The 18,806-nt window shown below is 43.3% G+C and carries 21 protein-coding genes; 16 read left to right on the plus strand and 5 right to left on the minus strand.

Annotated features, from left to right (window positions below; translation table 11 throughout):
• The coding region (gene filE / locus F995_RS06435; protein WP_004646035.1) for a putative pilus assembly protein FilE at positions 1-906 on the plus strand (906 nt) is incomplete at its 5' end.
• 21 nt (positions 907-927) lie between these two features.
• Positions 928-2,859, plus strand: coding sequence for a putative pilus system protein FilF (locus F995_RS06440; protein ID WP_004646036.1), 1,932 nt, complete (start codon positions 928-930; stop codon positions 2,857-2,859).
• Between the two features lie 59 nt (positions 2,860-2,918).
• Here the strand turns inward: F995_RS06440 and F995_RS06445 are convergent, their stop codons facing one another.
• Entirely contained in the window at positions 2,919-3,467 is a 549-nt protein-coding gene (locus tag F995_RS06445) for an NUDIX hydrolase (RefSeq protein ID WP_161785319.1), read from the minus strand.
• Between the two features lie 123 nt (positions 3,468-3,590).
• On the opposite strand from F995_RS06445, the gene F995_RS06450 reads away from it, so the two are divergent.
• The 10 genes from F995_RS06450 to F995_RS16975 all read left to right on the plus strand — a co-directional run bounded on the left by F995_RS06450 (position 3,591) and on the right by F995_RS16975 (position 11,968).
• Positions 3,591-4,199, plus strand: coding sequence for an NUDIX hydrolase (locus F995_RS06450; protein ID WP_004646038.1), 609 nt, complete (start codon positions 3,591-3,593; stop codon positions 4,197-4,199).
• 24 nt (positions 4,200-4,223) lie between these two features.
• The gene (locus F995_RS06455) at positions 4,224-4,751 is read left to right on the plus strand and encodes a gamma carbonic anhydrase family protein (protein WP_171057008.1); all 528 of its coding nucleotides are present in this window, start codon (positions 4,224-4,226) and stop codon (positions 4,749-4,751) included.
• A gap of 136 nt (positions 4,752-4,887) precedes the next feature.
• Entirely contained in the window at positions 4,888-5,553 is a 666-nt protein-coding gene (tsaB, locus tag F995_RS06460) for a tRNA (adenosine(37)-N6)-threonylcarbamoyltransferase complex dimerization subunit type 1 TsaB (RefSeq protein WP_004646042.1), read from the plus strand.
• 16 nt (positions 5,554-5,569) lie between these two features.
• Positions 5,570-6,394, plus strand: coding sequence for an undecaprenyl-diphosphate phosphatase (locus F995_RS06465; RefSeq protein ID WP_004279167.1), 825 nt, complete (start codon positions 5,570-5,572; stop codon positions 6,392-6,394).
• Positions 6,388-7,209: a class I SAM-dependent methyltransferase gene (locus tag F995_RS06470; protein ID WP_004646043.1), complete on the plus strand. Its 822-nt coding sequence runs from the start codon at positions 6,388-6,390 to the stop codon at positions 7,207-7,209. Before F995_RS06465 ends, F995_RS06470 begins: the two co-directional genes overlap by 7 nt.
• A 120-nt stretch (positions 7,210-7,329) precedes the next feature.
• Positions 7,330-8,712: a C13 family peptidase gene (locus tag F995_RS06475; protein ID WP_004646044.1), complete on the plus strand. Its 1,383-nt coding sequence runs from the start codon at positions 7,330-7,332 to the stop codon at positions 8,710-8,712.
• A gap of 43 nt (positions 8,713-8,755) precedes the next feature.
• Positions 8,756-9,592 carry an S-formylglutathione hydrolase gene (gene fghA, locus F995_RS06480; RefSeq protein WP_004646045.1) on the plus strand — a complete coding sequence of 279 codons (837 nt, stop codon included), beginning with the start codon at positions 8,756-8,758 and terminating at the stop codon, positions 9,590-9,592.
• Positions 9,593-9,701: 109 nt separating this feature from the next.
• Positions 9,702-10,817: a YjgN family protein gene (locus F995_RS06485; protein WP_016806806.1), complete on the plus strand. Its 1,116-nt coding sequence runs from the start codon at positions 9,702-9,704 to the stop codon at positions 10,815-10,817.
• Between the two features lie 11 nt (positions 10,818-10,828).
• The gene (locus tag F995_RS16970; RefSeq protein WP_004646047.1) at positions 10,829-11,548 is read left to right on the plus strand and encodes a M48 family metallopeptidase; all 720 of its coding nucleotides are present in this window, start codon (positions 10,829-10,831) and stop codon (positions 11,546-11,548) included.
• Positions 11,549-11,551: 3 nt separating this feature from the next.
• Complete coding sequence (locus F995_RS16975; protein ID WP_004646048.1) at positions 11,552-11,968, plus strand: M48 family metalloprotease; 417 nt, start codon at positions 11,552-11,554, stop codon at positions 11,966-11,968.
• 44 nt (positions 11,969-12,012) lie between these two features.
• Here F995_RS16975 and F995_RS06500 read toward each other — a convergent pair whose 3' ends face one another.
• Positions 12,013-12,291 carry a DUF2218 domain-containing protein gene (locus F995_RS06500; protein ID WP_004646049.1) on the minus strand — a complete coding sequence of 93 codons (279 nt, stop codon included), beginning with the start codon at positions 12,289-12,291 and terminating at the stop codon, positions 12,013-12,015.
• Positions 12,292-12,459: 168 nt separating this feature from the next.
• Between F995_RS06500 and rpe the strand changes: the two genes are divergently transcribed.
• Entirely contained in the window at positions 12,460-13,146 is a 687-nt protein-coding gene (gene rpe / locus F995_RS06505; protein ID WP_004279174.1) for a ribulose-phosphate 3-epimerase, read from the plus strand.
• 299 nt (positions 13,147-13,445) lie between these two features.
• On the opposite strand, the gene F995_RS06510 is transcribed toward rpe, so the two are convergent.
• Positions 13,446-14,147, minus strand: a complete 702-nt coding sequence (locus F995_RS06510; RefSeq protein WP_004282341.1) for an IS1 family transposase — start codon at positions 14,145-14,147, stop codon at positions 13,446-13,448.
• A gap of 426 nt (positions 14,148-14,573) precedes the next feature.
• On the opposite strand from F995_RS06510, the gene F995_RS06515 reads away from it, so the two are divergent.
• The 3 genes from F995_RS06515 (at position 14,574) to F995_RS06525 (ending at position 16,144) form a co-directional block, all read left to right on the plus strand.
• On the plus strand, positions 14,574-14,891 hold the full coding sequence (locus F995_RS06515; RefSeq protein ID WP_004279177.1) for a DMT family transporter: 318 nt from the start codon (positions 14,574-14,576) through the stop codon (positions 14,889-14,891).
• Between the two features lie 73 nt (positions 14,892-14,964).
• Positions 14,965-15,447 (plus strand): methylated-DNA--[protein]-cysteine S-methyltransferase, encoded by a 483-nt coding sequence (locus tag F995_RS06520; RefSeq protein WP_004646050.1) that lies wholly within the window; start codon positions 14,965-14,967, stop codon positions 15,445-15,447.
• Between the two features lie 34 nt (positions 15,448-15,481).
• Positions 15,482-16,144: a nuclease-related domain-containing protein gene (locus F995_RS06525; protein ID WP_004646051.1), complete on the plus strand. Its 663-nt coding sequence runs from the start codon at positions 15,482-15,484 to the stop codon at positions 16,142-16,144.
• Positions 16,145-16,196: 52 nt separating this feature from the next.
• Here the strand turns inward: F995_RS06525 and F995_RS06530 are convergent, their stop codons facing one another.
• Positions 16,197-17,132 carry a tRNA-dihydrouridine synthase gene (locus F995_RS06530; RefSeq protein WP_004646052.1) on the minus strand — a complete coding sequence of 312 codons (936 nt, stop codon included), beginning with the start codon at positions 17,130-17,132 and terminating at the stop codon, positions 16,197-16,199.
• Positions 17,133-17,317: 185 nt separating this feature from the next.
• Positions 17,318-18,757: a spinster family MFS transporter gene (locus F995_RS06535; RefSeq protein ID WP_004646053.1), complete on the minus strand. Its 1,440-nt coding sequence runs from the start codon at positions 18,755-18,757 to the stop codon at positions 17,318-17,320.
• Positions 18,758-18,806 lie beyond the last annotated feature (49 nt).

The raw sequence follows: 18,806 nt of genomic DNA on the forward strand, positions 1-18,806 counted from the left end.
CAACCAGTACAACCAGTACAACCAGTACAACCAGTACAACCAGTACAACCAGTACAACCAGTACAACCAGTACAACCAGTACAACCAGTACAACCGCATATTGCACAAGCACAGATTGAGTCTACACCACAATTAATACCTGAATCTAAAGCTCCTCAAATTTCTGATGCTGAAACTGGATCTTCTGTTGCTACCATACAAAAACCGGGATTTAGCCAGGTTGAAGGCATTGAATATGTGGATAGTGAGTATCTGGAAAATAAAGAATTTAATTTAGAAGGCAAAAAACGTTTCTACAGCATGCTCGAAGGAGTAGTAGATAAAAATATCGGAACTACCCGGATCCAGACAATTGAACGTGAAAAAGGGGTGGGACAATCCGTATTAAAATCCTTGTTTCAAACTCCAGAAGTAGATTCCGGTCCTGTGGTACTGGCCCAAAGTTATTATCGTATTTCACAGTCGGAGACTATCGATAGCTTGGGCATGCAGTGTTTTACTGATAAGAAAATTAAAAAAGCGAAAGAAATCAGCCTTAAAAAAGCAGTTAACCTGTGGCCTCGTGCGCCTCTTAAAGCAGACGAATTTGATTTTGAAGTGGTCAAGCTTCAATTCGATATCCAGAATATTCAGATCAACTCTTATGCCTCTAGCCAGAAAAATCCAACGTATTATTGGCCTTTTGTTGTATTTTTAGACAGTCGTGGCTGTGTGCTTGAAGGAGCGGGCGGTTTTAAAAATCAGGAAGGACAGGCGAATATTATTCAACATGAGCGTATCGAAGGGGTTCTCCAGATTCCTGCACAAACTGAATATGTATTATTGACGCCTTTGGCCTCCGCGATAGATGTTGAAGACAAGATGCTGACAAATCATGGACAACTAAAATTAGTCGCCATTCGATAAGGACTATTCGAGTATAAGAATATGAAAAATAAAATATTATTTCCATTTGCTATAAGTACACTTTTAATGGCACTGAGCGGATGTGGTGGGGAAAGTGCCAATGTTATAAAAGAACCAGGTGATGAAGCTACGGAAAATGGTGCTTGTACCCCCGGTGAAACTAACTGTGTGGAATGGGGGCTGGAATATCCGCTTGATGGTTTAAATTTCAACTGTAGTGGCGATACAGAAAATACGTTTATTACGTTATTTGACAGTAAAAATGGGGTAGCTTCTGGAACCTGCCAAAAGACCGATAATATTGAGTTTTCTATTCAAAGTTTTGGTTCGAATAAGATTAATTTAGGTCAAATAAAACTCAGTGATTATGCCAGTTTTAGTGCCCAGACTCAGCTGCCACGTTTAAGTGTGATTGATATTGCGAGTGGGATTAGCGGACGTCGGGTAAGTAACTTGGAGCCTGGTGATCCTACCGTTCAGGTGGCCATGCGTCTGGTTAAAATTCTGCAAGCTTTGGCACTACAAAAGGGAAGTATTGTTAATCCATCTGATGTGCAACCTTTATATATTACTGAAGACATGCGCAAAAATTTGGCTAAAATCAGTGGAAATATTAGTCTGACTGATACTGATTTGGCGACTAAAATCAAAGATTTTGTTGATATCAGCATAATTTCGGATGAGGTGGCTTTTGCCACCGTTAAAAAACTGGTGACGATTGCTAACGCAGCCGTGTATCAGCCAGAATTTTCATTATTCTCAACTTCAGGCGTAATTGGTAGTAACCTGACGGGTTCAGATGGACTGGTGGGCTGTAATCAAAGTCCTTGTGATATTAAGAATAAGAATAATAAATATTTATTTGGCCATTTTATGCTGATTACCGATCGCCAGGGCTATACCTTTGGCAGCGGCTTACAATGGCGTGATAATGAGTTAATTCTGGCTAAAGAAAATTTATCTTCCTTAGGGGGGATTAATGCTCAACTCATCCGTAAGGTGAAACCGGTACAAATGACCGCTGATCCACAAAGTTCATGGATTCATCCAACCAGTAAAACCATTAACACGCCTTACCGCTTGAATGTTGCAAATAATGCGACTCCGCTTGAGTTGTATCAAGGCAGATTATTGAATGATTATGTGATCGCGGGTAAAGAAGCTTTCTATAAGGTGGTGACTGACAAAAAATCGCTGGATACTTCCGATCAAGCCAACTTGGGGTTGTGGCGTTTGCAGGCCGATGGTGAAAACTATACGGGAAGCGTTGATCTATATAAGATTTTCCCGATTAGTTATCTGGATCGTCAGGTTTTTAAAACAGCGCAGAACGTCGCAGATGGGGAGAAATATATCTTCCCAATGTATGCCAATCTGGAATTTAAATTTACAGATACCACTGTTAATCCAATTACTTTGGGAATCGTAATTGACAGTAATGGTGATGTACGCACCAATATGCAATCTTCCAGCAATTTCGCGACTGATCCGGTGAATGGCTGTAAGGGTGATGTGTTGGCAGATACGTTCTTAGATCATCAAAGCATACAACAATATCGCCTCGGGACTTTGGGACGTGCATTTGTCGCTGATAAAGCGGTTTCCATGCGTCTGATTCTGGCCAATGAAAAGTTTGGTAATATTAATGGCGCATTGGTAGGGGTAGATTCACGCATCCAGTCTTCACCGGATTCTAGGGATTCGATTGTGATCGGTGGTGCGCTGCTCAATTTGTCTAATGTGTTGGATACTAATGTCGGCCAGAATGGGCGTGTAACTTTCCTGAATTCGGCAGGGGATGGGGTACAATGGGCCAATACCTATGCGAGTTTTCAAAAAGTTTATAATAATAACAATGAGGGTGAAACACCGGCAGATATTAGCCTAGCAAAATTAAACGGTGGTTCGGTTGAGTTTAAGCTTGCGGATTGCTATCAAGTCAAAGCCAAATAATATTCTTTAAAAATAAAAAAATCCCATCTTAGTATGGGATTTTTTTATGCCTATTAGATTTAACCGGTATGGTCTAGACGCGTGCCTAAGGTTTCCAGATGCATTGGAAAAATATTATTTTTACGGTCTTCAAAATAATGTCTGAGGGTATGTTCTACACTCGGGAAGGCTAGTTCAGTCCAGGGGATATCTGCTTCATCAAATAAACGCGTTTCGATGGTTTCTTCACCCGCACCAAATTTTCCATCAATCAGATTGGCTTTAAACAACACATAAATTTGACCAATACGCGGAATGTTATACATACAGTAAAGCTGTTCAATGTCTACTTCAGCTTCGGCTTCTTCGCGGGTTTCCCGGGCAGCCCCTTGCTCCATGGTTTCAAACAGTTCCATATAGCCGGCAGGTAAAGTCCATAAGCCATAGCGTGGTTCAATGGCACGACGGCACAACAGTACTTTGTTTTCGAATAAGACTAAAGCGCCACAAATTACTTTCGGATTAATGTAATGAATAGAGCCGCATGAATCACATACGCTGCGAATTTGCTGATCGCCCAAAGGAATTTTAGCAGTGGTTTTATGTCCACAATTCACACAGAAGTTCATATTCATCATCAATGATAAAAGTATGCTCAGGATAACTGAAAAAGCAAAATTTGGCATCATTTCTCTCCCGCCCCGACTAAAATCAGCTATGATGAAATTATGATCATCGTCAGGGTTGAAAGAATGGATGCATGTGAATTGACACAAAGGTTGCAGCAACGCTTACGTTTTTCCAAGCGTATCCGATCTGCGCATGCTGCCGTGTTGATTGCAATTACAGATGAAGCTGACCCCAAAGTATTGCTGACGCGCCGTTCAGCTTATTTGAATAATCATGCTGGAGAAGTCTCATTTCCCGGAGGGAAGCGTGATCCGCAAGATACCAGTAATATTGTGGTGGCTTTAAGAGAGGCCTATGAAGAAACGGCATTGAACCCCTTTGATGTGCATTTAATGGGTGATTTGCCCATGCAAAAAGCCCGAAATGGTATGCTGGTCAAGCCGATTGTGGGACTGATTCCTCCGCAAGTGCAACTGATTCCACAACCAACAGAAATTGACCGGATTTTCTTTGCTTCATTGCAGCATTTGCTTGAAGTGACGCCCACACCCTATGAAGTCCGTTTTGCCCAGCAATCTTTATATTTTCCGAGTATGCGGGTAGAAAATGAAGTGGTTTGGGGCTTGACCGCACGTATGCTGATTTCTTTATTTCAATATGGGCTGGATTATAAAAAAGACTGGCCATTCTTGCTTAATTCTCCAACCTTTAAACGCTCCAAATTTTTTTAACCATTGAACAGGATTTTATCAATGTTGTACAAATTTCAGGGACACTTACCTACCGCTACACATCAGCCCTGGGATGGCTGGGTGGCACCAACGGCAACAGTGATTGGACAAGTTGAGCTTGGACGACAAGTCAGTGTCTGGTTCGGTGCCGTAGTACGTGCAGATAACAGTAAAATCAAATTGGGTGACTTTAGTAATGTGCAGGAAAATGCAGTACTGCATACGGATGCCGGTATCGAGATGAGTATTGGCAATTATGTGACAATTGGGCATCAGGCCATGCTGCATGGTTGTACCATTGGTGATAACAGCCTGATCGGAATTCAGGCAGTCATTCTAAACAATGCCGTGATTGGCAAGAATTGTATTATTGGTGCCAATGCCTTGATTCCGGAAGGCAAGGTGATTCCAGATAATTCTGTGGTGATGGGCTCACCCGGTAAAGTGGTGAAAACGCTGGATGAAGACAGTATTCAAAAATTAACAATGAGCGCTATGCATTATGCCGAGCATTTTCAGAAATTTCAGGATTTGGAAGACGTGCAACTCTAAGGCGCTCTTTTATTGAGTGAATCATAAGCCTAGATTTTCTAGGCATTTTTGTATCTGTTTCGGGAAAATCTCGCGTAGCGGATATGAGTGGAGTATCATATCCGCGTTTTTTATATTCTCTGAATTAAGGTTGTGCATGAAAGTGCTGGCATTGGAGACTGCCAATGAGCAGTGTTCCGTTTCTGTAATCGATGATACTCAAGAACTATTTTTTCAGCTTGATGCGCGCGCCAAGGCACAAACGCAAACGATTCTCCCGATGATTGAACAAGGTCTGCAAGATCTTGGACTGGCCATTGCTGATTTGACCGCGATTGCCTTTAGTCGTGGTCCAGGTTCTTTTAGCGGTGTGCGTATTAATGCTGCCGTGACTCAGGCCTTGGCTTGGTCAAATGATGTGCCGGTAATTCCGGTGTCGACTTTGCAAGCTTTGGCACAAGCAGCCTACCGCTTGCACGGTCTGACTGAAGTGTCTGCGGTATTGGATGCCCGTATGAGCGAAGTCTATATCGCGAGCTATCAACTGGATGCCCAAGGAATTATGCAACCGGTCGATGATGAGCAACTGTTAAGTTATGCAGAAGGTAGCCAAGCTGTGCGCTTTACCCCGGTAGGTTCAGGTGCTGAACTGGTACAAAGTGAAACTTCAATTTATAAAGATGTGCATGCCACCGCACAGGATATCGCCAGCATTGCACGTGCAGCGGCACAAGCAGAAAACTGGGTGAGTGCAGAATTGGCATTACCCGTATATTTACGCGATAACGCGTGGAAAAAAATTCCAGAACAAGGCAAAGCATAATTAATTAGGATAAAGCATGGATCTTTTACTGCTACTCAAAGCGGCCATCATGGGTATTATCGAAGGCATTACTGAGTTTTTGCCTATTTCCAGTACCGGCCATTTGATTTTGGCATCAGAATTAATGAATTTCTGGACCAAGGAAAAGAGTGATGTATTCGTCATCGCGATCCAGATGGGGGCAATTGCTGCCGTTATTTATGAATATTGGGCACGTCTTTGGGGGGCAGCGACCGGGATTGTCAGCGGTGAACCACAAGGTCGCCGTTTAGGCATTGGCCTGATTCTGGCTTCTATTCCGATTATATTGATTGGTCTGACTCTGGGACAAACCGTCAAACAATTACTGTTTAATGATATTGCAATTGCCATTGGTTTGATTGTCGGCGGTTTGATCATTATCTGGATTGAAAAGAATCCACCACAAGTCCGTGTACATGAAGTTGAAGAACTCAGCATTAGAGATGCGATCTGGATTGGCCTGATTCAGGTTTTATCCTTGATACCGGGGACTTCCCGTTCAGGCGCAACCATTATCGGTGCGATGTTCTTGGGTGTGTCCCGTAAAGCAGCGACTGAATTCTCATTTTTTCTGGGTATTCCGGTGATTATTGGTGCTGGCCTGCTAGATCTTTATCAAAGCTATGATGTCTTAAATACCACTGAAGACTGGACCGTGATTGGGGTTGGGCTTCTGGTTTCCTTTATCTCGGCATTGATATTAATCCGTGCGCTGGTCGCTTATGTGGCCAAACGCGACTTTATGATCTTTGCCTGGTATCGTATTGCTTCGGGTCTGCTGATTTTATTATTTGCCTATACAGGTTGGAAATTATGGTAAGCGCGATTCGCTTATATGCCGAATCTGACGATCAAGAGAAAGCACAGCACTTCGAGGCTGTGCTTTCTTCTCGTGGGGTACAGGTCGAGATTGAAACTGTTGAAAAACTCAATGCACGTTTTTTCCGTTTAAATCCTGAACTGGCCCTTTGTGTTGATGCTGACGGACTCTGGTTATGTGCCAACGGCATGAAGATGCAACCGGACTGGCAAGCGGAAACCGGGCGTTTAAAACGCGCATCTTTAAAGTCAGAAATGATTGCACGTGCCTGTAATTTAAGTGAAAAACCAAGCTTAGTTGATGCGACTGCGGGTCTGGGACATGACAGTCTGTTGATGGCACATTTAGGTGCGCAAGTGACCTTGGTTGAACGGCATCCGATTTTGTTCACCTTGCTTGAAGATACCCATACGCGTGCCCAGTCGGATGCATTTCTAAGTCAGGTCGTATCACGGATTCATTTGGTTTTTTCTGATTCAGCCGATTATCTGCAGCAACAGGCCCAGCAGCATCAAATTGTCGATGTAGTTTATCTTGATCCAATGTTCCCACAGCGGGATCAAAATCAGCAGGCAGTCAAAAAGCAGGCACAGGTCAAAAAACAGATGCAGCTGTTGCATATGTTATTGCCTGAAGATGGTGAAATGGATCTGGGTGATAACCTTCTAGAACTGGCGCAGAAAATTGGCAAGCGTGTCGTGGTCAAACGTCCGCGTCTGGCGGTATTTCTGGCCGGAAAAGAGCCAAATCATCAATGGCAAGGCGATGCTTGTCGCTTTGATGCGTATTTTCAGCATGAACTTGTAGCTGAATAGGATAATGGCTTCTTTATTAAGCAAAGATTTGTTATATATTTAAAATTAGCATTGATTAAATGCTTATCAAGCATAAACTTATTCAGCACATTAGCGAGCCACTCATCTCCTTGAAATCCTATGATCGACTTTAAACCCTCCATTAATTTTTGGCACGATTTTAAGAGCAACCAAATTGCCGGGATGTGGTTATTTCTGGGGTCGAGGCGTTCTTTACAACTGGTCCGTCCATCCATCATGCAACTGGTGTTCTGGGGGATCTTAGGGGGCTGCGCCAACAGTTTGTTTAGCTGGCTCAGTTCAGGCCGTATGGGAGATTTTAACTCTCAAGGCCTGATCAGTTATGCGCTTTGGCCTTTCATTGCCCTGATTGTCGGTATTTTTCTTTCGCAACGGGTCAATAATCCACGCTTGATGCTGGTGCCAGCCTTGTTATGGTTGGTGTTAGATACCCATATCATGCTGTTCCAGTGTCTGATTCAGTATCTGGGTGATCTGGATTATCTGCCTTATATCCTTTACGACTATATTCCAACGCTCTTTGTCATGCTGTTTGTCTGGCAAAGTCTGGCAGTGGTCTGGGTGATTTCACGTGAATTAAAATGGCCGTGGTGGGAACGTGCGCTGATTATGCTGGCGACTTTGTTTACGCTAGTAGTTTGGCAGATTTCAGTCAAAGATCAGCCGATCTGGAAAGTCGAAGAAATTCCACCGAGTTTTGCCGAAGATGCTTTCTATGCCCAGCCAACTTTGCTGAATAAAGCGCTGGAAAATATCGAGTATGGTGAATTTGCACAGTCACACTGGTATTTCATGGGAGTAGCTGGAGCGAGCTATCAGGATGTATTCCATTCTGAAGTTGAGCGGATTAAAGAGCAGTTTGATACCCGTTTTGGTACTTTTGGCCGATCGATTGCCTTGGTCAATCACCCAGCGACACGTACCACTATGCCGATTGCTTCCAAAACCAGTATGGAGCTGACATTGCGCCGTATGGGGCAGCAGATGAACCGTGAAAGTGACGTATTATTTTTATATATGACCTCTCACGGTTTGCCGAATGTATTTGAAATGGAAAATGCCCCACTGGATCTGGCGCAGGTTGATCCAAAATGGTTGCGTGAAACACTAGATGCATCAGGCATACGTTGGCGCGTGATCGTAATCTCGGCCTGTTTTTCAGGCAGTTTTGCTTCTGCTTTACAGAATGACAATACCTTGGTGATTACGGCTTCGGCAGCTGACCGTCAGTCTTTTGGCTGTTCGAATGAAGCGGATTATACCTATTTTGGTCGTGCGTTCTTTGATGAAGCCATGCGTGAAAATAGCAGCTTGCAAAGCGCTTTCGCACAGGCCACAGATACCGTAGCAAAATGGGAATCAGCTCAAGGTTTTGAGCCATCAGAACCGCAATGGGTGATTGGTAAGAATATGGAATTGATGTTGCCACAACTGGAGCAACGTTTATTTCCACAGACTAGTACGGCAACACCATCTCCCTAGATCAATGTCATCCACAGACCGGTTGTAATAATAAGGAATAGCCATGGAACTTATACAGAACAATAGAAGCTTTGAAGGTGAACAGCGGATTTATCGTTTTGATTCACGCTATCTTAAAACACCGACTAAATTTGGCATTTTTCTGCCGCCTCAAGCTTTAGAAGGTCACAGCTGTCCGGCATTATTCTATCTGGCAGGTTTGACCTGTACCGAAGAAACCTTTGCCATCAAGGCGCATGCACAGCGTTTGGCGGCGCAACTTGGCTTGATTCTGATTACACCAGATACCTCACCACGTGGTGAAAGCGTGGCAGAAGGCGACAACTGGGATATCGGTCAGGGTGCAGGTTTTTATATTAATGCCACTCAGGCACCATGGGCTGAACATTATCAGATGGAAAGCTTTATTGTCGATGAGCTTTATGCACTGGTCACTGAGGAGTTCGTGATTCATCCCGGCAAGATCGGCATCTTCGGCCACTCTATGGGCGGTCATGGCGCATTGACCTTGGCATATAAATATCCAGAAAAATTTAAATCTGTTTCAGCCTTTGCACCGATTTGTGCACCGAGTCAGTGTCCTTGGGGTGACAAGGCATTCTCGAATTATCTGGGTACTGAGAAAGAGGAATGGCTGAAACATGATGCGACCGCTTTGGTTCAAGAAAAGGGCGCATTATTTAGCGATATCCTGATTGATCAGGGTTTTTCGGATCAGTTCTATAGTCAGCTTAATCCAGCCTTGTTTCAGCAAGCTTGTGATGCCGTCAACCAGCCGCTAACTTTGCGTGAACATCAGGGCTATGATCATGGTTATTACTTTATTCAAAGTTTCGTAGATGACCATTTGCAATTCCATGCCGTGCAGTTAAATCCTTAAAGCAAGACTGCACACATCTAGCAGTACTAAAAAGATTAAAAAACCTCCAAAATGTTTTTACATTTTGGGGTTTTTTCTTTTAATATCAGGTGTATAAAAGTATAAAAAATTGGGGTCGTCATGCAGCAGACAGCAGACAGCAGACGGTATTCGTGTCAGTGAGCCATTATTTCCAGCTGCTTCAAGTTTTTCGACTGAAGCCACGCCTTCAGTCCGCCCCAAATATCAGCGTTATGGATTCAGATTTCATGGCAGTGCATCCGAATATTTTGGTATCTGGATGGTGAATCTGATGTTAACCATTATTACGCTTACTTTGTATAGCCCTTGGGCAAAGGCACGCCGTATGCGTTATTTCTACGGTAATACCCAATTGTTAAAACATCGCTTTGACTTTGTGGCCATGCCGAGCCGGATCCTGCTGGGTCGTCTGTTTGCACTGGAACTATATCTGGTTACCGTCGTGCTGACCAACTATTCAATCCTTGCTAACAGCTCTTTATTGATGGTCGCTGCACTGTGTCTGCCCTGGCTCATTCGGATGACCCTGAAATTCAAGGCCCGAAATAGCAAATATGGCAATGTGCGTTTTTATTTTAATGGCAGCAACCGCGAGGCTTATAGGGTCTTATTTCTGGCCATCCTGATCAATATCTTTACTTTGCTATTGTTTAGTCCGGTGATGATCTGGCTCTACAAACGCTATTACTTTAATCATTTATCGATTGGTCAGTTGCAATTCAAGTTGAATATTAACTGGTCCAAGTTTATGTCTGCCGTTTATCTGCCCTTGAGTCTTTGCCTGCTGGTTGGTATTGGCTGGCTTGCAGCAGTAGTGTACTGGGTGGACCGGATTGGAACCAATTTGTTTAGCCTAGGTTTACTGCTTAGCTATCTGCTTTGCCTGGCGCTGGTCTGGCCGATTATTTATGCACGTTTATACATCATTACCTGGAATCATGTGGAGCTTGGTCAAAGTTACTTCAAAACACGGGTAAGCACCTGGCGTTATAGCTGGATTGTACTGAGCAACTGGATGGTACGTGTTCTTAGTCTGGGCTTAATGACGCCTTGGGCTGCCATCCGTTTATATGAATATCAGTTAAAACACTTAGAACTATATGTGGCAGAAGATGAATCTAATCTTGAGCATATCTTGCAACCTGACCCGAGTGCTTTGGCCGATGAAATCCTGGACGTATTTGATTTCGATGCGTCGCTATAGGAGTAAATGTGATGAAACGACCTGTCGAAGTTAAGTTTTATGATGGAATTCTCGCTGAAGCCCGTCGTGCCTGGATTGTACCGGATCAGCAACAAGGGATTGCCCTGAAACTTGATGAGGATATTCCAGCACAAGTTAGCGCTGCAGATTTTTATTTTGCTTATCCGGACATGGCTTATATTGGGGGTGTCGGTGGTCGTAAACCGATTATTGAGTTACCTGAAGAACGTCGGATTGAGTTTTTAAGCAAAGTGCCGCATTGGCTCAGAATTAAACATAAAGATATTTATCATGCGATCTGGGAGTTTGAACGTTCACCGATCCTGATTTTCTTTTCCATGATCATCGTGATCAGTGCAGTGATTGTTATTTTAAAATGGGGGATTCCTTATAGCGCCAAACAGCTGGCAAAACTCCTTCCGGAGCAGACTCTGGTTGAAGTAGGCAACCGGACAGAGCAGCAGTTAATTGCCCAGACCCAGCCAAGTACACTCCCGGCAGAACAACAGACGCGATTAAAAACTTTGTATGAACAAAAGATTGCTGTAGGAAAACCTGCAAAAATTATTTTCCGTCAAGGTGGATCAAGCATGGGCATGAATGCCGCAGCCATCCCGAATAACAGCATTATTGTGACTGATGAACTGGTGAAAATCAGCGGCACCGATGAAGAAGTCCTTGCAGTACTGGCCCACGAACAAGGCCATCTGGTACAAAAACATAGCATGTAAAAAGTGATTTTTAATCTGGGTGCGGCAGGAATTTTTGCCTTGGTAACTGGAGATTTAAGTGATGTGGTCACCGCATCTGTAGTCGTGTTGACCGATGCCGGATATTCGCAGGCGATTGAACTGGATGCCGATGACTATGCCATGCAGCATTTGCATCAACAGCAGATTTCCAGTATTCACTTGTCTAACTTTTTGCAGCGGGTGGAAAATGCCAGAATACTGGCAGAGGAATCGCAAACCTTAAAAATGAAAAATTTCACTCTCAATATTGATGGAAAAGACCGGCACCTGACAGAAACCGAACTGAAATGGATTCGCCTAATCGGGAAGTTTAAAAAATATCTGGAATCACATCTCGAACTGGATAAAAGAATTGAGCGTATTCATGCCTTTAATGAACAGGCGAATCATCGTATTTAGTTTCTGATCATTGCTATGCCTTGATCATCAAGGCTTTTTAATACCTATCTTTGCCAGTCGGCAGTCAGATGTTCCTGTCCCATACGGATCAGATGATCCAGTACTACATTTTCAAGTTTATTCAGGTCAGTGGATTCATCATTACTTTGAATCGTTACGGTTAGATGATCCTGTTCAGGAGCCAATATCACTTCAGCATTTGGAAAATGAATCAGGAAATTTTGTTCGGTTTCATCAATATTAAATTTATGTTTCCAGTGATTGGCCAGGCGTTTGGCAATTCGTGCTGCTTGTTGCGTCTGGATATGGGCAATACTTTTCATCAGTTTTCTACACTATTCATCATTATCCTGCACTTTAAACCAAGCGGTGATGCCGGCATAAGCCTCAAAGCGTTACACAGCGTTTTAATCTTGCAACATCGAATCACAGTAGCCGGAGCGGATTTGATATAATGGGAAAAATCCAATTTCAACAAGCCAGGTTCTCCCATGTCCAAGCCTTATTTAATTGCCCCTTCTATTTTATCTGCTGACTTTGCCCGTTTAGGTGAAGAAGTCGAGAACGTGTTGGAAGCAGGTGCAGACGTTGTCCATTTTGATGTCATGGATAACCATTATGTGCCGAACCTGACTTTTGGTGCGGGTGTTTGCAAGGCCTTGAAAAATTATGGGATTAAGGCGCCAATTGATGTGCATTTGATGGTTAAGCCGGTAGATCGCATGATCGGAGATTTCCTTGAAGCGGGTGCTGATATCATTACTTTCCATCCGGAAGCGTCTGATCATATTGACCGTTCTTTACAGTTGATCAAATCAGGTGGCGCCAAAGCGGGTCTAGTATTTAACCCAGCAACGCCACTGCATTATCTGGATTATGTACTGGATAAAGTCGATCAAATTCTGCTCATGAGTGTGAACCCGGGCTTTGGTGGACAGAAATTTATTCCAATGACTTTGGATAAATTGCGTCAGGCACGCAAACTGATCGATGCTTCAGGTCGTGATATTCGTCTGGAAGTTGATGGCGGTGTTACGCCAAGCAATATTCGTGAAATTGCCGAAGCGGGTGCCGATATGTTTGTAGCTGGTTCAGCTATTTTTGGTAAGCCGGATTATAAAGCTGTGATTGATGAAATGCGTGCGGAATTAGCGAGAGTAGGGCAGGTTCAACTGTAATCGTTAAAAACTCATAAGTGCATAAATATGTGGATAACTTTATGGATAAGTGTGTAGATATCTATGTTGATAACCATATGGATATGTTGCATAAAATGTAATCATTTGTAGCCTGATTGATTGCGATTTAGACAAAATTTGTATAAAAAGAACTCAAATCGGGTTCTTTTTTATTGCTTATAACCCTTGTGTTTGGTGGTTGTTTATTCACCATAGGTTGATAATGGAACTAGGCAAAAAGTGATCAATGTGTCGTATATTTGTGTTTCATTGGTGGTGTTTCAAAAAGTATGCTGGCATTAAACGAATCCATTATTGATATAAAAGAACACTAAATCAAAGGCTTTGAAATGATTTTCAAGCTTTTTGGAGAAGTTGCAGCTTCTCCTAAAGCCTCGCCTGATTCGATGCCGTAATCGACAATTATTGCCTTCTATACCCACAGTGAAAAATTTACCAATCAACTGTTTGCATTCTTTAAAGGTCGTAACAAAGCTATCCCAATGGTCACTTGATATACATGTATAGCTTACACCTAACTGCTTCAATTTTAATTTAAGTCGTTTTGCAGTGGCTAAATCTCGGTTACCCCATACATAAGCAACAATTTCACCTGTTTCTCGATGATAGGCATAAATTAGCCATTGTTTATTTTGCTTATGACCAACAAAAGTCCAAAACTCATCTACTTCAAGGGTTTCATAATGACTTTGCTGTGCTCGAAGTTGATATTTTGATTGGCTAAGTGTCCGTAGAACTTTACCGATACTTACTCTTTCAATTTCTGCTATATCCCTGACACCACTGCCTCGCACCATGAGGTGTAATATTTTGGTTTTGATACCTGAGTGACAGCCTTGATAACTGAGAGCATGATCACCAATAAATTGACGTCTGCATATTTTACATTGGTAATTTTGCTTACCATCTACTTTTGTGCCATTTTTCTTTATACTGTCACTTAGGCAGGCTGGACACTTGATTTCTAGAGTTATTCGCATTTCTCTATTTTATCAAAATCCAACCTGCTTTTTTTCAGCATACTTTTTGAAACACCACCTGTGTTTCATTATGTAATTTCTCCAGACAAAGTTTAAATTTAATTGATGTGTATAACTTAATATTCTGAGTCCATTCTCATGTAATTGTTGTGAATGAATTGCCCGATTATTAGAACTATTTCTGACTTGGCATTTTCAAGATCTATCATAACCAGAGTAGCCATGAATGTCGTGGAGATTTGAGTAAGGCAAAGTTAAGTTGTATCTCGATAAGTCATTTTTTGTAAAAATAGCCAGATTACTGCAATGTGGTTTTATAAAATTTTTACACCTAGGAGGAACGACCTCCCTTGTGAATTGCGTGTCGGAATTTACAGGAAAAATCGTCAGGACGGCCTGATTCTTATATAAAAAGAGGAGGGCTGCATGGCCTGGATAGTACTTATTCTTGCGGGTATTTTTGAAATCGTGTGGGCATATTCGATGAAGCTGTCCGAAGGATTTACTCGTTTAACCCCCAGTATCATTACTATTGTTTTCATGGTACTGAGTTTTGCTTTGCTGGCTTATGCGATGCGTACTTTGCCACTAGGTACAGCCTATACGATCTGGACCGGGATTGGTGCAGTGGGTTCATTTCTCATTGGTATTTGGGTTTTGGGTGAACCCGCTACAGCGTTGCGTATGCTGGCTGCCGTACTCATCATTTCCGGTCTGGTGCTGATGAAAGTATCCTCTTCATAATTTGTTTCTGCCTGTCTCGGTGAACTGGGTTAATATAGAAAATGAACTCCAGCGATTGGGACAGGGCGCCATCATGAACTTAAGTTATATCTATATGGATTCTCCCGTAGGTCAGCTACAACTGGTCGCGAATGAAACCGCGCTGGTGGCCGTGCTTTGGGACTGTGAACAGCCGAATCGGGTGAAACTGGCGACTTTGGTTGAAGATCCGCAGCATCCGGTATTGATTGAAACCAGACGTCAGCTTCAGGAATATTTTGCCGGTCAGCGCAATGTTTTTGACCTGCCTTTGGACTTTGCAGGTACCGATTTTCAGAAAAAAGTCTGGCAGGCGCTACTGAATATTCCCTACGGACAAACGCGAAGCTATCGCGACATTGCTGAACAGGTGGGTAATATCAAGGCAGTACGCGCCGTGGGTGCAGCCAATGGCAAAAACCCGATTTCGATTATTGCACCCTGTCATCGGGTGATTGGTCGCAGTGGCAAGCTGGTAGGATTTGCCGGTGGTTTGGATAAAAAAGAAATCCTGTTAAATATTGAGCGAACGCATTAATATTTAAGCACTTAAAATAAATGAAAATTAGAATATGGAACATTCTACCATACAGCTATTAAGTCCACTCTGGTCCAGTTTAGGGTGGATTCTTCTGCTTTTCTTTGGCGTGATGATTTTTAAATTATTCAAGCCATTTTTAAAAGGGAAATTAGGAGAATTTGCGGTTGCTGCCCATGTCAAACTGTATTTAAAAGATCCTCAATATATTCTGCTCAATGATTTGACTCTTCCAGACGGGACAGGTGCGACCACGCAAATTGATCATCTGTTATTAAGTCCTTACGGAATATTTGTGATTGAGACCAAAAACTATAAAGGCTGGATATTTGGAAACGAGCGACAAAAAACCTGGACCCAGAAAATCTATAAACACAGTTATAAATTTCAGAATCCGATTCATCAAAACTATAAGCACATCAAAGTATTGGAGCAGCTACTGGCAGATATTGTGGAACCAGATCTTTTGCATTCTGTGATTGTATTTATGCCAGATGCCGTGTTTAAAACGCCGATGCCAAATCATGTATTTCGGGGGGCGGGCTGGACCGACTATGTGAAAAGTTTTGATCAACAGATGATTTCTGAAACGAAATTAAAATGGATACAACTGCGGCTAGAAAAAGAAGTTTTAGAAAAATCTTGGAAAACTAATCGGGAGCATGTAGAAAATTTAAAGCATCTTAAGCAGTCATAAGCTTTTACGAGTCCATAAAAAAGCCTTTAAATCATTCAAAGGCTTTTTGGTTTTAAATATTTGAAGCTTTCAGTTTTTCGGTAATCTCGGCCAGAACTTTAATCCGTTTTACTTCATCCCATAATGCTTTGGCTTCAGGATAATGTTTCGACATCATGCCGAGCCATTGCTTGTAACGACCGACCATCCCGATCTCAGTTTTGGCTGGGCCGTTGATAAAACGAATTTGCAGTTGTAGCAGTTCATTCCATTTCATCAAAGGTGCATCCGAGTTTTGACGGATACATTGAGTCAGGTCGGGTGTGGTCACTGCACCACGGCCAATCATCAGGTCTTCGCAGCCAGATTCTAGTCGGCACTGTTTGGCATCGGCATTGTTCCAGATTTCACCATTGGCTATCACATTGATCTTGAGTGCTTCACGAATCGGTTGTAGCTGGTCCCAAAAAGCGGGTGGAGTATAGCCATCGGCTTTGGTGCGTGCATGAACGGTAACCCATGCTGCTCCTGCATCTTCAATGGCATGGGCATTTTCCAGCATGAAATTACGGTCCATATAACCCAGACGCATTTTGGCGGAAACCGGAATATGCGCAGGCACTGCATCACGCACGGCTTTAACCAGCTCATGCACGACTTCGGGTTCATCGAGCAGGACTGAACCACCACGATGACGGTTCACGGTTTTGGCCGGACAGCCAAAATTCATGTCAATTGCCGGTGCGCCCATGGCTGCCACTTTGGCGGCATTCGCTGCTAGCATCTCCGGATTATTTCCTAAGAATTGGACATGTACCGGTGTACCTGCCGCCGTCTTGCCATCATTCAACAGTTCCGGGCAGTAAGTATGATAAATATGATCGGGCAGAAGGGAATCGGTGACACGGATAAACTCGGTCACACACCAGTCAAAGCTACCTACGGATGTCAGCACATCACGCATAATCGGATCGGTTAAGCCTTCCATGGGAGCAAGCACAAGTTTCAACGGTGCACACCTGTAAATTTAAAACGGTGTTATACGTTTTTTTAGGCAGCCTGTCTAGGCTGGATCGGAATTGAATGATGAGTACCTGAAAATTGAACTTTTTGGGCTGATATAAAAAGGCCCTTAATGTGAATTAAAGGCCTTTAAAAGTGAAAATTAAGAAGGTTTAGCAATATCCAGCCATTTTAGTCAGCCAGTTTCTCGACTTTCATACTTTCACGATAATACTGGCAGCCCTTGTACAACAGGAAGAAGCCAATCAATCCGGCAATCGCATTGACGATCGAGATCGAGTTGCCGACCATCAGGGTGTTCTGGAAGTATTTATCCGTAATTAACGCCACAGCGGTGGTTCCGACGCCTAAGGCAATCAGGTTTGAAACCAGCAGGAACTTGGCAGATACTTGTGCGCGTAGCTGGTTTGGTGTCAGCATTTGCGTAGCAGCAGCCGATGCAGGAATCGGGAAAGTGGAGAAGAACATCGCCACAAAAATCAGCGCAAATGAAAGCTGCATATTATCGACCTGAGTAAACAGCACACTCGGAATAATCAGCGCCGCACAGCCAATGGCACCGGTACGAATTGCAGCATCGCTATAGCCACGTTTCGAGAAAAAGTCGATCAGCCAGCCACAGAACAAGGCACCTGAAGTATTCGCGACTAGAATAATCGTACCGAGGATATAACCGGTTTGACTCGCATCCAGACCGAAATTACGCATGTAATAGGCAGGTGCCCAGCCTAGCAGCGAATACAGCATCATGGTGTAAAAAGAAAAGCCAATAAAATGACAGAAAAAGGTCTTTTTATGTGTCTTGATAAAACCGATCGAGTTTTTGAAAGATGCTTTAATGACCTGGCCATCCTGACCGACTTTCATACCCTTACGTGCAGGTTCACGCACCGTCAGCACCATGAGTAGGGCCAGCAATACGCCCGGTAGACCGACAATCATAAAGGTGAGTTGCCAGGTTTTTACTTCACCAATAAGCGGTAAAGCCACGAAGCTGACATCTTTGAGCAGGCCAATCACATAGCCGCCAATCAGGAAAGCTAAGCCCGAACCAATAAAGGCACCAATGGCATATACCCCGAGTGCACGACCTAATTTATCTTTCGGAAATAAATCGGCAACGATCGAATAAAAGGCAGGGGAAAGCGCAGCTTCGCCGGCACCCACACTCAGACGTGCAATAAACATTTGAATAAAGTTTTTACTGAGGCCGCAGGCTGCTGTGGCAAGACTCCAGAAAGCAATCCCGGTCGCAATGATTTTAATCCGGGACTTTTGATCCGCCAGTGCGGCAATGGGCAGGCCCATAATGGCATAAAACAAGGAGAAGGCCAGACCTTGTAATAGGCTGAACTGGGTGTCGCTCAGCATTAAATCGGCTTTAATCGGTTCAATCATGAGCGATAAAATTTGACGGTCTACAAATGACAGAATGTAAGCCCCCATACAAATGACCACCACATACCATTGGTAGGTGCTGCTTTCCGGTGGCGGTTCAATCTGTTCAGACAGCGGCACGGCCGATTCTGCTGGTGTAGGCTCAAAACTTTGATTTGGCGGTTGAATCGTCCTTTCAACCATTTCTAGGTTCAGCGATTTATCATTCATCATGCAACATCCTGTGCTGATCGTTTGAGATATTTATTTGATACTTTTAATT

Source organism: Acinetobacter sp. CIP A162, assembly GCF_000367905.1.
In the GTDB taxonomy this organism is placed as follows: Bacteria; Pseudomonadota; Gammaproteobacteria; order Pseudomonadales; family Moraxellaceae; genus Acinetobacter; species Acinetobacter lwoffii.

Excerpts from the sequence above, each read along its gene's own strand:
- F995_RS06440 (WP_004646036.1), top strand. The coding sequence starts at position 928 with ATGAAAAATAAAATATTATTTCCATTTGCTATAAGTACACTTTTAATG.
- F995_RS06445 (WP_161785319.1), bottom strand. The coding sequence starts at position 3,467 with ATGAACTTCTGTGTGAATTGTGGACATAAAACCACTGCTAAAATTCCT.
- F995_RS06450 (WP_004646038.1), top strand. The coding sequence starts at position 3,591 with ATGGATGCATGTGAATTGACACAAAGGTTGCAGCAACGCTTACGTTTT.
- tsaB (WP_004646042.1), top strand. The coding sequence starts at position 4,888 with ATGAAAGTGCTGGCATTGGAGACTGCCAATGAGCAGTGTTCCGTTTCT.
- F995_RS06465 (WP_004279167.1), top strand. The coding sequence starts at position 5,570 with ATGGATCTTTTACTGCTACTCAAAGCGGCCATCATGGGTATTATCGAA.
- F995_RS06470 (WP_004646043.1), top strand. The coding sequence starts at position 6,388 with ATGGTAAGCGCGATTCGCTTATATGCCGAATCTGACGATCAAGAGAAA.
- F995_RS06475 (WP_004646044.1), top strand. The coding sequence starts at position 7,330 with ATGATCGACTTTAAACCCTCCATTAATTTTTGGCACGATTTTAAGAGC.
- fghA (WP_004646045.1), top strand. The coding sequence starts at position 8,756 with ATGGAACTTATACAGAACAATAGAAGCTTTGAAGGTGAACAGCGGATT.
- F995_RS16970 (WP_004646047.1), top strand. The coding sequence starts at position 10,829 with ATGAAACGACCTGTCGAAGTTAAGTTTTATGATGGAATTCTCGCTGAA.
- F995_RS06500 (WP_004646049.1), bottom strand. The coding sequence starts at position 12,291 with ATGAAAAGTATTGCCCATATCCAGACGCAACAAGCAGCACGAATTGCC.
- rpe (WP_004279174.1), top strand. The coding sequence starts at position 12,460 with ATGTCCAAGCCTTATTTAATTGCCCCTTCTATTTTATCTGCTGACTTT.
- F995_RS06510 (WP_004282341.1), bottom strand. The coding sequence starts at position 14,147 with ATGCGAATAACTCTAGAAATCAAGTGTCCAGCCTGCCTAAGTGACAGT.
- F995_RS06515 (WP_004279177.1), top strand. The coding sequence starts at position 14,574 with ATGGCCTGGATAGTACTTATTCTTGCGGGTATTTTTGAAATCGTGTGG.
- F995_RS06520 (WP_004646050.1), top strand. The coding sequence starts at position 14,965 with ATGAACTTAAGTTATATCTATATGGATTCTCCCGTAGGTCAGCTACAA.
- F995_RS06525 (WP_004646051.1), top strand. The coding sequence starts at position 15,482 with ATGGAACATTCTACCATACAGCTATTAAGTCCACTCTGGTCCAGTTTA.
- F995_RS06535 (WP_004646053.1), bottom strand. The coding sequence starts at position 18,757 with ATGATGAATGATAAATCGCTGAACCTAGAAATGGTTGAAAGGACGATT.